Consider the following 12,418-nt stretch of genomic DNA (forward strand, 5'->3'; position numbering starts at 1 on the left):
TCCTCGGTTCGGGCCGGCAGTCAGACGCTGCCGATGAACGTGTGGACCGGAGCGAGGCTGACGGGCAGGTCGTCGCTCACGTCGAAGGTGAACAGGTACGACACCGGCGCCCGCTGGTCGTTCTCCGGGTCGAAGAAGGTCAGGGTGACGTCGTGGCAGTCCGAGTTGGGACGGCAGAAGGGGCTCTTGGTGACGGTCACGCTGTCCAGCGAGTAGAAGTTGTTGTTACTGCCGGGGACCTGCTCCGCGGAGAGGATCCCGTGCTGGATCTCCGCGCCGACCAGGAAGGCGTTGGTACCCGCCGCGTTCAAAGCCCGGTCACCAGGGCTCTGGCCGAGGTTGCGGAACTTCCAGTAGATCTTGTCCAGCAGGGCGCGTATGGTCTTCTTCAGGAACTTCCCGGTTTGGCCGGCGAACTCCTGGCGGACCTTCGCCTCGGCAGCATCCTGTGCCGCCTGGTTGGGACCAGCCTCCTTGCGCGCCTCCCGGATCCTGATCGCGAGCACTGCCTCGAAGACGGCGTTGACCAGCAAGGTCTCGTTCCAGGTGAACAGGCCTCGGCTCTTGACCTCGACCACCGGGACGATCTGGCCGGAGAACAGCCGGACGGTCCGGTCCGTGAGGACTCCGGGAATCGAGACGCGTGAGACGAAGTCGACGTCGTCCTTGTTCTTGGCCTGGCCGAGGAGGGCGTCCCGGAAGGTCCGGTAGACGAAGGAGACCGGCGGGTAGGAGAGGGTCTCCAGGAGTTCGGTGAGCTGCGTGGTATCGCCTGCGGCGCCGGCCGCGGAATCGTGCACCTTCTCCGGGGAGTCCTTGCGGTTTTTGATGATCGGTCGGGTCCAGTCCATGCCCACCGGCATCTCCGCCTCGAGGGCGTAGAGCGGGGTCGCGTCCGCGTTGAGCGTCCAGGTCAGCTTGTCCGAATCCCACGGGTTCTTGCTCAGGTAGGCGTGGAGTTGCTTGGGATCGTAGATGTTCGGCTGTTCTTCCTTCTCGGGCTCCCCCTTCGTCGCCGGAATGACGATGTGCGGCATCTGCTGACGGAAGCTGTCACGCCGCGCCTCGGTCTGGAAGTCGAATCCGATGGTGCCGATCGCGTAGATGAGCTGCTTCCCGGCGGGTGGGGCCGGGGCGGACGTGGTGGCGCCGCTCTCGCTGGGGTGTCCGCCCGCGCCGCCGCAGGTACCGCCGCATCCGGCGCACGACGGGCAGACGCCCGTGTGCCCCGGGTGGGCGACAGGTGCCGTGTAGGCCACGGGCCCCGTATAGGCGACGGGTGCGGCGGGTGCCGCGTAGCCGGCCGGCGGGGCGTAAGCGGCCGGTGCGGGGGGTGCGGCGGGCGCGGCATAGGCGGGGGGTGCGGTGGGGGCCGCGTACGTGGTGGCTGCGGCGGGCTGGACGCCGGCCTGCTCCGCCGGTTGCATCGCCTGAGGTGCGGGCGGCCAGGGAGGCGGCGCGGGCCACGAGCCCGGGGGCGGGGGCACCGGAGCCGGCGCCTCACTCGGGACCGGTGCCTGCGCCGGCTCGACCTGGGAGGGCGCGGCCTGCGCAGCGGGCAACGGAGTTCCGGCGCCGGCGGGTGCCTGGGGCATGGCTGCGGGCACGGCCTGGGGCGCTTCCCCGGCCTGCGCGTGTACGGCGTGCGTGTCCATGACGATGGCTCTCTCTTTCTCGTGGGTGTGCGTCGAGCCGGGAGCGCCGGATACCGGCCTTCCCTCCCCCCGGACCAGGGCGAATGCTCCGGCGGCGTTGAGCCGGCCGCCGAGCAGCCTGCGGCACTCGGGTGAGTCGTCCGGGCCACAGGGCGGACGGATCGCGGACTCCCGTACCGCGCGCCCCGCGGCCAGCGGGTCGGCCTTGCGCCCCTCGGCCAGCTGCTGTGCCACCAGCAGTGCGACGACCCCGGTCACCGCCGGGGCGGCGAAGCTGCTGCCGGTCAGCGAGGCGACCGAGCCGCCGGGCGCGGCGCCGTGGATGTCCTGTCCGGGGGCCAGGACTCCGTTCAGCCGGTACGCGGCGCCCCAGTTGTTGATGTCGAGCGGCGCTCCGGCGGCGTCTGCCGCGCCCACTGCGAGTACGGACGGTGTGGCGGCGGGAGCCTGGAGGCAGTCGCAGCCGTCGTTCCCGACGGCCGCGACCACCAGCACGCCGTTCTCCTCGCACAGCCGGAGTGCCCGCTCCAGCATGCTGTCCGGCGCACCCCCGGGAGTCCGCTCGCCCCCGCTGATGTTGAGGACGTGCGCACCAGCCTCCACGGCCCGTTCCACGGCGCGCGCCAGGTCCAGCTGCGGTACGCGCGTCACCCGGCCGTCGGGGGACTCCCGGAACACCGGCAGCAGCAGCCCGGTGCAGCGAGGTACCAGACCGGGCACCGGCGAATCGGGCTGCCCGAACAGCAGGCTCGCGACGTGGGTGCCGTGCAGGGACATCGGCCCCGGACCCGCCGGGCTCGACACGAGAGTGGGCAACCGGGTCAGGTTCGATCCCGCGAAACAGGGATGTGTCAGGTCCACCGGCCCGTCGAGGACCGCCACGCGCACCTCTGGGCTGCCGAGGAGCTCCTGCTCGCCGGTTACTTCCCGCACCACCGACCGGATGTCCATGCTGAACCTCCGCCTACCGGAGTCTCTCGACCGTGCACTGGTTCGGTCTGCAACGTTCCGAAACGTTCCGAAACAGTTCGAAACGGTCCGAAATGGTTCGAAGCGTTCCGGGCCTCACGCAGGTCGCGCCGGGCCATGGGAAACATGTCTCACGGGCGCGTTCCGGAGGCGTTCGCCCATCCGGCGGAGCGCGTTCGGAGGTCGTCGCGGAGACGTCTCACCACCCGTCGCAGAAACGTTCCTGCATCGTGTTCGCCGACGTCTGCGGGGCGTCGGAACAGCGCCGCCCCGGCACGACCAACTGACCGGCCGGTACGCGCCCGCCCGGTTGCAGCCGTATATGCCGTCGCGCAGAGTGAGAGACGTGTCGCATGGAGCCCACCTCGAAATCCTGCGGCCCTTCCAAGTCACCTGCGGAGGGCGGCGCGTCGCCGTCTCCAACGCGGCGCAGCGCCTGCTGGCCTTCCTGGCCTTGCACCGCGAGGGTACGCATCGACGTTCGGTCGCCGAACAGTTGTGGCCTGATTGCACGTCCAGCCGCGCCGCCGCCAATCTGCGATCGGCGCTCTGCCAGGGCAGGAGGCTCGGTTCGGTCGCCGCCATCGACTGCGCCGATCACAGCCTCGCGCTCGCACCCTCCTTCTCGGTCGACTTCCACGAGGCGTGGGACTCCGCCCACCGCCTTGTGTCCGGCGACGGCGAGCTCCCCGACGGGCAGCAACTGGTGACAGACCTGAGCCAGGACCTGCTCCCCGGCTGGGACGACGAATGGCTGCTCCTCCCCCGCGAACGCTGGGATCAGCTCAGGCTGTACGCCCTGGAGGCGCTGGCCCAGCGCTACCAGGCCGAGGGCCGTCATCTTTCGGCTTTGCAGGCGGCGCTCGCCGCCGTCGCCATCGACCCGTTCCGCGAGACCGCCCACCGGATCGCCGTCGAGGTCCACCTGGCCGAGGGCAACGTGGCCTGCGCGCTCAAGCGGTACCAGGAGTACCGGCGGTTGCTGCAATCGGAGTTGAAGGTGGCCCCGTCTCCTCAGCTCACCAACCTGGTCCGCGACCTGACGCGAGCGTAGGCGATCGGACGCGGCGGGCCGCCGACCGACCGGCGGGGCGCATGCGCTGCTCCGATCCAACTCTGCCGGGCGGCATCGCCGGCAGACGTCCACCAGGCCACCCAGCCACCCGGCCCGTTCCTGCGTGAGCCGTGCCCTCCGTGCTGATTCGAGGCAGGTCGCGGCTCCGACGGCGCGGGGCTACAGACCGGCGGCGGCCTCTCTCAACGCTTCGGCTTGCCGGGCGCCCATCGCGACCGTCCACAGGGAACAGGACGATGGCTGCTGCGCGCCGATCTCCCCCTATGGCCCTCGGCGGCCTGCAGGCCCTGCTCGCACCGGGCGGCGGCGCCTACACGCCGCGTGGACAGGCTTCTCGAAAGCCTGCCCGATACCGCCAACTCGGCCTTCCGCCCCATGAGATGGCCATCTGGACTCGTCGCCGGAGTGAAGGCCCAGGGGTTTATGGTGGGCGGCATGTCCGCCCCTGACCACATCCGCATCGTTTCCCGCGACTCGCCCATGGCCCTTGCCCAGGTGGAGCGCGTCCGCACCGAACTGGCCGCCCTCTTCCCGTCCACGACCACCGCGGTCGTCCCGGTGAAGACCACCGGGGACCGCTGGATGGGCGACCTCGCCGCCGTCGAGGGAAAGGGGGCGTTCACCAAGGAAGTGGACGCGGCCCTGCTGGACGGCACCGCCGACCTGGCCGTGCACTGCGTGAAGGACGTTCCCGCCGACCGGCCGCTGCCGGCCGGCACCGCCTTCGCCGCCTTCCTCAAGCGCGACGACATCCGCGACGCCCTGGTGCACCCCGGCGGGCTCACCTTGGACGGCCTACCCCCCGGCACCCGTATCGGCACCTCCTCGGTACGACGCGTCGCCCAGCTCGCAGCCTCCCACCCGCACCTCCAGTGCGTCCCTATCCGGGGCAACGCGAACCGGCGGCTGGAGAAGCTTGGCGCCGGCGAGGCCGACGCGCTGCTGCTCGCCGTTTCCGGCCTGGAGCGGATCGGTCGTACCGACGTGATCAGCGAGGTCCTGCCCGTCCGGACGATGTGTCCTCCCATCGGCGCGGGCATCCTCGCCCTCCAGTGCCGCGAAGGCGACACGGAGCTGATCGAGGCGGTGAGCGCGCTCGGCGATCCGGCCACCCATCGGGAAGCCACCGCCGAACGCATGTTCCTGCACGTCCTCCAGGGCCACTGCAACAGCCCGATCGCCGGTTACGCCACCACAGAGCGGGACGGCGAGCTCGCCATGTACGCGCAGGTGTTCACGCCCGACGGCAAACGCATCCTGCGGGCTCACGAGTGGGCCGGCCCGCTGGACCCCGCGACCCTCGGCACCTCGGTGGCCGTTGCCCTCCTGCGGCAGGGAGCACGCGAACTCATCGACAGCATCCCGCACTGAGGAGGCTACCTTCGCCCGCGTCTACGTGAACGAGGGAACCTTCGGCATCTTCGATGCTGGTGACGTCCCCGTCGAGACTGCCGACTGGTCTGGCGACCTGGTTGCCCCCATGGCCCGGGGAGCGATGGTGCTGACCGGCGTCAATACCGGCAACGCGGGACCGTCCGCAGGCCGGTCCGCGCCTGCTCCGAGGAACCCCGATGAGGTCCTGGCAGCCGCCTGGGACATCTGCAGGCTTTGGATGGTGCCGGTCGCGCTGGACAACTGATCGATGCCGCCTGATCGCCCACGTGGCTGACCAGACGTCAGCCGAGAGTCGCACGGGGTGGATCACCGCCGGCCGCGGCCGTTCGCCGATCGGTTGTCGCGGTCAGGCGGCCACGTACTTGCGGTAGGCCGGGCCCAGTTCCACCACGTCCACCGAGGCGTGCACCACCCTGCCGTCGCCGGACGGCAGGTGCGTGCGCAGCAGGTCGAGCACGGCCGCGCTCAGCTCGGCCTTGACCGCCTCGGTGCGGCCGGCGAGCAGGCCCAGCTCCACGTGGACGACGGCGTTCTCCGGGGCGCCGTCGGCCACGTGGACCTCTTCCAGGCACCTGAAGCGGGTCTTGCAGTCGGCGACGGCTCCTCCGGCCACTTCGGCGGTCAGGGAGTGCAGGGCGAGGGCGAAGGCGCGGCGCGCGAAGACCTCGGAGAGGTTCGCCGAGTAGTCGACGGTGATCTGCGGCATCAGGTGGTCCCGTTCTGTCATGACCCGGTCGGTGGCGTGCATACGGATTCTCCCCGATCATCCGGATGGTTCCGCGGGCCGGTCCGGGAAGCCGGTGACGGCCTCGGCGGCGCGGCCGGGTGCGCCCCGGGCGGGGAGCCGGCCGGCTTCCCCGCCTCGACCGGTACGCGGAGGGGCCGGAAAACCCTCGACCCTTGATCCACAATTCAATTCGAACGCGGTGTTGTGACGGGTCCTCCCGTTCGATACGATCGCCCCCTCAACGGCCGTAAGTCCGCTTATAGCAGGGGGCATTGTGGGTGCGTTGGCGTCGGCAATACCCTTCGGGCGAGCTGCTTGATGAAAAAGGCCGAGGAGAAGTCAAAACCTTCCGGCGCCGAATTACCCGAACAGCGTTCCCCGTCACCGTTCCGCGGACGGGATTTCACGCTCTTCTGGGCGGCCGGCGCGATCGACGGCCTCGGCACCTGCGCGTCCGCGCTCTTCCTCCCGCTGATCCTGCTGGACGCCGGCCATCCCGCCGGACTCGCCGGACTCGTCGCCTCGGTGGCACTGGTCAGCGGACTCGTGGTCTCACCGGTCGCGGGCGTGTACGCCGACCGGTGGCCGCGCAAACCGATGATGTACGCGGCGGCCCTGGTCGCGGCCGGCGCCATGGGGTCGGTGTTCGTGGCCGTGGCCCTCGGCCGGGTCGTCCTCGTCCACGTGCTCGTCGCCGCCGTGGTCGAGCAGGCGGCCAGCGCCACCTACGGTGCGGCGGCCTCCGGCGCCATCCGGCGGCTGGTGCCGCCCGAGGGGTACGCCCGGGCGATCGGTCACCTCCAGGCGCGCGACCAGGCGGTGCAGATCGTCGGTCCGACGCTGGGCGGCGTCCTCTACCAGCTGGCCCGGTGGGTGCCGCTGCTCGCGGACGCGGTGTCGTTCCTGCTGGTGGCGGTGTTGAGCAGGGCGATCCGCGCGGACCTCGCGCCCGGACGGGAGCCTGCTGCCGGCTCGTTCACCCGTGACCTCGCCGAGGGACTGCGCTTCGTGTGGGCCGAGCCCTTCCTCCGGTTCGTCGTGCTGTGGACCGCCGGGATCAACGCGCTGCTCGGCGCGCTGTACTTCCACGCCGTGTTCGACTCCCACGCCCGGGGCGCCAGCCCCTCGTCGATCGGCCTCATCCTGACCCTGGCGGGCGTCGGAGGGCTGCTCGGCGCTCTCGCCGCCCCCTGGCTGGTGCGGCGCGTTCCGGCCCCGCGGATCGTGGCGGGCGCGTCATGGGCCATGGTGCCGACCGCCGCCGGGCTCGCGCTGGTGTCCGGGACGTGGGCGTACGGGCTGCTGCTGAGCGGGGTGTCGCTGATCGTGCCGTCGGTGGTGGTCGTGCTGCAGACGCGGGCGGTGCTCGTCACCCCCGACCGGCTGCTGGCCCGGATGGGGACGGTGCTGGGCACGGCCGGCCAGGGCGTCGCCGTGCTCGCGCCGGTGGCGGCGGGGGTGCTGGTCGCGGCGTACGGGGGCCGTGCGGTGGCGCTGGGCTGCGCGGGCGCGTTCGCCGGGCTGGCGCTGTACGCGACCGCCAGGTCCGGACTGGTGAACCGGGAGGCGCCGTGATGCCGGCCCCGCCGAGGACGGCCCCGCGCACCTACGGCGTGTACCGGCCGGTGCTGCCGGTGACCAGCCCCCGCGATCCGGACCGGATGGTGTACACGGGTGACGCGGACGGCAGGTGCGAGATCTTCACCTGGGACCGTTCCACCGGCACCACCAGGCAGTTGACGGACCGTCCGCACGGCACGCTGCTGTGCGCCGTCGACGACGACGAGGTCGTCTGGTGGTTCGACGAGGACCTCGGCGGCAGCGGCGGCTGGCGCGTCCAGGACTTCGACGGCGGCCCGGACCGGCCGGCCCTGGCCGGGGTGCCGTACGGCCGGCCCGCCGGACTGGCGTTCGCCGCCGGGGGTGCGGTGGCCGTCGGCATCAGGACCCCCGAGGGGCTCGACGTCCATCTGGGGCGGCGCGGCGGCCCCACGACGCCCGTCCTGCACACGGCGGAGCCCGGCACCCTGTGCGACCTGGCCCCGGACGGCGGGCTGCTGGCGGTGTCCGGACCCGCGCACTCCGCCCGGGCGGTGACCCTGCTGACCCCGGACGGCAGCACCGTCGCGGTGCTCTCCGGCGCCGGGGAACGCACCTGGGCGCTGGGATTCGCGCCCGCGGCCGGGTCGCCGTCCGGCCCCACGCCGTTAACCGGGCCTATGCCGTTACCCGGGCCCGCGCCGTTATCCGGGCCCGCGTCATTACCCGGCTCCGCGCCGTTACCCGGGCCGGCGCCGTCACCCGGGCCGGCGCCGTCACCCGGGCCGGTGCCGTCACCCGGGCCCGTGCCGTCCTCCCCCGGATCCGGGCCGGCGCCCGGCGGCCCCCTGCTGCTGGTCATGCGCGAGCGGGCCGGCCGCTACCACCTCGGCACCTGGGCGCCCGGCCGGGGCCTGGAACTGCTGCCCTGGTGTTCCTTCGACACCGAGACGACCGCCCGCTGGTACCCCGGCCCGGGAGGCCGGCGGGTCCTGGTCCGGCAGGACCGGCACGGCCGCAGCCGGCTGTTCACCGCCGACCTGGACCGCCGCGAGCTGGTCCCGGTGCCCACCCCGGAGGGCAGCGTCCTGGACGCTGCGCCGGCCGCCGACGGCGACGTGCACTTCATCTGGACCGACGCCGTCAACGTACCCCGCGCGCTGTCCCTCTCGGGTGCGCCGCTGCCCGGGCAGAGCCAGTGGCGCCTCCCCCGGTTCGGCCGCCGGCAGGACCTGTGGACGCCCGGGCCCGACGGACCGGTGCACACCTTCGTCACCACACCCGCCGACCGGCCCGCGCCGCACCCGCTGGTCTTCCTCGTGCACGGCGGACCGGCCGACCACGACCGCGACGCCTACGACCCCATGGTGCAGGCCCTCGTCGGCTCGGGTCACGCCGTGGCCCGCGTCAACTACCGGGGCTCGACCGGCTACGGACCCCGCTGGCGATCCGCCTACTCCGAGGGCGTCGGCCACACCCAGGTCGCCGACCTCGTCCGGGTCCGGGCCGAGCTGCTGGAGCGGGGCATCGGCCGCCAGGGCGCGGTCGGCCTGTGCGGCACCTCGTGGGGCGGCTACCTGACGCTGCTGGCCATGGGGACGCGACCCGAACTGTGGAACGCCGGGGTGGCCGTCAAGCCGCTCGCCGACTGCGCCACGGCGTTCCGGCACTCCACGCCCGCCCTACGGGCGCTCGACACCGCGCTGTTCGGCGGCACCCCCGACGAGGTGCCCGAAGCCTACGCACACGCCTCGCCGTCCTCGTACGCGGCCGCCGTCCGCGCCCCGCTGCTGGTCGTCGCCGCCCGGCGGGACGCCAAGTGCCCGCCGGAGCAGGTCGAGTCGTACCTGGCCGTGCTGCGGGCGGGCGGCGTGGCCCACGAGGTGATGTGGCTGGACTCGGGCCACGACGGCTACGACGGCGCCGACCACCTGGCCGTGATCCGGCGGTCCCTCAGGTTTCTCGGCCGCGGGCTGCCTCCGGCGCCCGCTGCGGCCGAGCCGTCCCCGCACCCGGAGAGGAGGTGAACATCATGCAGAAGGACGTCATCCACGGCGACCCGCTCGAAGGCGACGAGGAAAGCCGCAAGCCGGGCGTGGGCGTCGTCGTCTACCTCCGCTCCGCGGAGGAGATGGAGGACGAGGACAAGTAGCCCCGAGGGGCCGGCCCCGCACCCCGTGCGCGGGGCCGGCCCCGACCGGACCGACAGGCGTTGACCACACGAGATGAGGCCAGCCGTGCGCGTACTCCTGGTGAACATGCCCTGGGCCCCGATCGATCTCCCGTCGCTGGCTCTCGGAATTCTCAAGCGCAGTGTCGACGAGCGCGTCCCGAACGGAACCGCGGACGTCCTGCACGCGAATATCGAATACGTGGACTGGGTTACCAAGAACACCGAATTCACGCTGGAGGACTACTCCTACTACTCGCTCGGCTCCTATTTCCTGGGATGCGGCGACTGGGTGTTCTCGTCCGCCCTTTACGACGACCCCCAATGGCGCGTTCCCGAGTTCACCGAGGCGATGGGAAGCCGGTTGCGCGGGCCGCGGATGGAGATGGCGAAGGCCCTGCACGGGACCGCCCCCGACTTCGTCCGGCACATCGCCGAGCGCATCGTCGGACTCGCCCCGGACGTCGTCGGATTCACCTCGACGTTCCAGCAGAACACCGCCGCCCTGGCAGCCGCCAAGTACGTCAAGCGGCTCGCCCCGCACATCGTGACGGCCATGGGCGGCGCCAACTGCGACGGCAAGCAGGGCGAGGCCGTCCACCGCAACTTCCCCTTCGTCGACCACGTCGTGCGCGGCGAGGGCGAGGTGTCGTTCCCCGCACTGCTCCGGGCACTCGACGCCGGGGAGCCGCTGTCGGAGGTACCCGGGCTGTGCTGGCGCGACGCGGACGGCAGCTCCGTGGTCAACGCCATGAGCGCCAGACCCCTGCCGCCCGCATCGATCCTGGCGCCGGACTACTCCGGGTACTTCGAGCGGCTCGCCTCCTCCCACGCCCGGCACTGGGTCGAACCGAAGCTGGTGGTGGAGGGCGCCCGCGGCTGCTGGTGGGGCGAGAAGCACCACTGCACGTTCTGCGGGCTGAACGGCTCGTTCATGCAGTTCCGCAGCAAGAGCCCGGACGTCTTCTACGACGAGATCATCGAACTGGCCCGCAAGCACCGGGTCCTGGACATGTACGTCGTCGACAACATCCTGGACATGGGGTACGTGAACACGGTGCTGCCGCGCATCATCGACAGCGGCTTCGACCTGCGCATGCACATCGAGATCAAGGCCAACATGCGGCAGGGCCAGCTCCGGACCCTCGCCGACGCGGGCCTGATCTTCGTGCAGCCGGGCATCGAGAGCCTCAACAGCCGCGTCCTGTCGCTGATGGACAAGGGCGTGACCGGCGCCCAGAACGTCCGGATGCTCCGCGACGCGGCCACCGTCGGCCTCTCCGTGGCCTGGAACTACCTGCACGGCTTCCCCGGCGAGGACGCCGAGGACTACGACGACGTCGTGGCCCAGCTGGCGGCGCTGGAGCACCTCAACCCGCCCGTGGGCCCGTCCTCCCGGATCGCGATCGAACGGTTCAGCCCCTACTTCAACGACCCCGGCCTCGGCTTCTCCGAACTCCGCGCCGCCGAACCCTACTACCTCACGTACGACCTCCCCGACGCGGAGATGTTCGACCTGGCGTACGTCTTCGACGTGCCGCCGCGCGGGATCGGCGAGGACGTCGTCCACCGCCTCGACGAGGGCATCTCGCACTGGAAGCGGAACTACGCCGGCAGCCGCCTCACCCACTGCGACCTGGAGGACCGGATCGTCCTGGTCAGCAGGCGGCGGGCGTTCGACTGGACGTACCTGGAGCTGACCGACCCGTTCGAGCTGGCCCTGTTCCGGCTGCTCGACCAGCCGCACACGGTGAAGGCGGCCGCGCGCAAGCTGCGCGATGGGCACCGGGCCGGCGAGGACGCCGTGCGGGAGGTCCTCGCGCGGTGGCGGGGGCTCGGGGTGGTCTTCGAGGACAGCGGGCAGTTCGTGCAGATCGCGCCGCCGGCGCTGAACGAGGAGTTCCTGCGGATCGACTTCATGCGGCACACCTCGGCCCGCGACTCCGAACTCGCCGCGACCACCGCCTGACGGCTGCCCGACAGAGGGACGACGATGAATCCAGTACTCACCGGCACCACGTCCGCGCACGCCCCCGCGCCCGCGCCGTTCACCGTGACGGCCACGCGGGACTACGACCCCGAGGTGGGCGCGCTGCCCAGCATGTCCCTGGGCCGCTACGAGATCGACGTCAGCGGCGCCGAGGCCGCCCGGCGCCTCTTCGCCGCCGGTGCCCGGCACGTCACGCTGCCCCGCCCGGTCGACGTGACGGACGCCGCCGACGCGGCGTGGGCGGTCCGGGCGCTCAGCTTCGTGGGCGACCTGTCCAGCCTGGCCATCTCGGTCGACTGGCAGCTCCGCACCGGCCCCGACCCGGACGCCTGGCGGCACTACGGCCACCTCCACCCGCCGACCGCCGTCCTCGGCACCGCCGACCCGGCCGCGACGGCCCTCGCCTGGCGCGCCGCCTACTACATCTGCAAGTGCGTCTACCGGTACGGGCCCGGGTTCGTCCAGGTGCGCGACCGGCGCTACGGCGAGCTGCGCCGCTTCACCATCGACGAACCGGAGTACCACCAGGCCATCGAGGCCCTCGCCGACGGTGCCCGTGCCGACGCGATCCCGAGGGCGGTCCTGCAGGACTTCCTGGACGAGACCCTCGTCCTGCCCGTCGGTGACCACCTGTGGTGGGCGCCGTACCGGGTCCGCCGCTGGTCGGAAGCGCCGATGGTGATCTGACTCCCGGGCCGGTACGGCTCGAAGGCCCCGGTGGCCGGCCTCGGAGGCCGGCCACCGGGGCCTTCGTGTGTCCGCGTGCGCGTGCGCGTGGGTGCTGTCCGCGTGCGCGTGCTGCACTGGGTCCGCTGGTTTAGTACCAGTGGTTGGCCTGCCAGAAGTTCCAGGCCTCGACCGGGGAGCCGTAGCGCTCGTTCATGTAGTTCAGGCCCCA

Annotated in this window: 9 protein-coding genes and 1 pseudogene; 7 read left to right on the forward strand and 3 right to left on the reverse strand. The window is 72.0% G+C overall.

The genetic code is table 11. The annotated features are described in order from the left end of the window. Window positions 1-20: 20 nt before the first annotated feature. Window positions 21-2,606 (reverse strand): S8 family serine peptidase, encoded by a 2,586-nt coding sequence (locus tag ACFY61_RS19910; RefSeq protein ID WP_389473636.1) that lies wholly within the window; start codon window positions 2,604-2,606, stop codon window positions 21-23. 364 nt (window positions 2,607-2,970) lie between these two features. Between ACFY61_RS19910 and ACFY61_RS19915 the strand changes: the two genes are divergently transcribed. From ACFY61_RS19915 to ACFY61_RS19925, 3 genes are all read left to right on the forward strand, one after another. Then, entirely contained in the window at window positions 2,971-3,678 is a 708-nt protein-coding gene (locus ACFY61_RS19915) for a BTAD domain-containing putative transcriptional regulator (protein WP_389473638.1), read from the forward strand. Between the two features lie 456 nt (window positions 3,679-4,134). After that, window positions 4,135-5,070 (forward strand): hydroxymethylbilane synthase, encoded by a 936-nt coding sequence (hemC, locus tag ACFY61_RS19920; protein ID WP_389473640.1) that lies wholly within the window; start codon window positions 4,135-4,137, stop codon window positions 5,068-5,070. A 25-nt stretch (window positions 5,071-5,095) separates the two neighbouring features. Next, window positions 5,096-5,338, forward strand: a complete 243-nt coding sequence (locus tag ACFY61_RS19925) for a hypothetical protein (protein WP_389473642.1) — start codon at window positions 5,096-5,098, stop codon at window positions 5,336-5,338. A gap of 102 nt (window positions 5,339-5,440) precedes the next feature. Here the strand turns inward: ACFY61_RS19925 and ACFY61_RS19930 are convergent, their stop codons facing one another. Next, window positions 5,441-5,842, reverse strand: coding sequence for a 5-carboxymethyl-2-hydroxymuconate Delta-isomerase (locus ACFY61_RS19930; RefSeq protein ID WP_389473644.1), 402 nt, complete (start codon window positions 5,840-5,842; stop codon window positions 5,441-5,443). A gap of 297 nt (window positions 5,843-6,139) precedes the next feature. On the opposite strand from ACFY61_RS19930, the gene ACFY61_RS19935 reads away from it, so the two are divergent. The 4 genes from ACFY61_RS19935 to ACFY61_RS19950 all read left to right on the forward strand — a co-directional run bounded on the left by ACFY61_RS19935 (window position 6,140) and on the right by ACFY61_RS19950 (window position 12,207). Then, window positions 6,140-7,396 carry an MFS transporter gene (locus ACFY61_RS19935; RefSeq protein ID WP_389473663.1) on the forward strand — a complete coding sequence of 419 codons (1,257 nt, stop codon included), beginning with the start codon at window positions 6,140-6,142 and terminating at the stop codon, window positions 7,394-7,396. Continuing rightward, window positions 7,396-9,387, forward strand: a complete 1,992-nt coding sequence (locus ACFY61_RS19940; protein WP_389473646.1) for an alpha/beta fold hydrolase — start codon at window positions 7,396-7,398, stop codon at window positions 9,385-9,387. Before ACFY61_RS19935 ends, ACFY61_RS19940 begins: the two co-directional genes overlap by 1 nt. Window positions 9,388-9,597: 210 nt before the next feature. Next, a complete protein-coding gene (locus ACFY61_RS19945; RefSeq protein WP_389473648.1) occupies window positions 9,598-11,499 on the forward strand; it encodes a RiPP maturation radical SAM C-methyltransferase in 1,902 nt (633 codons plus the stop codon). Window positions 11,500-11,523: 24 nt separating this feature from the next. After that, window positions 11,524-12,207 carry a DUF5825 family protein gene (locus tag ACFY61_RS19950; RefSeq protein ID WP_389473650.1) on the forward strand — a complete coding sequence of 228 codons (684 nt, stop codon included), beginning with the start codon at window positions 11,524-11,526 and terminating at the stop codon, window positions 12,205-12,207. Between the two features lie 130 nt (window positions 12,208-12,337). Here the strand turns inward: ACFY61_RS19950 and ACFY61_RS19955 are convergent. Then, window positions 12,338-12,418, reverse strand: a pseudogene (locus ACFY61_RS19955) (lytic transglycosylase domain-containing protein); the annotation flags it as partial.

Source organism: Streptomyces sp. NPDC012888, assembly GCF_042900645.1.
GTDB lineage: Bacteria > Actinomycetota > Actinomycetes > Streptomycetales > Streptomycetaceae > Streptomyces.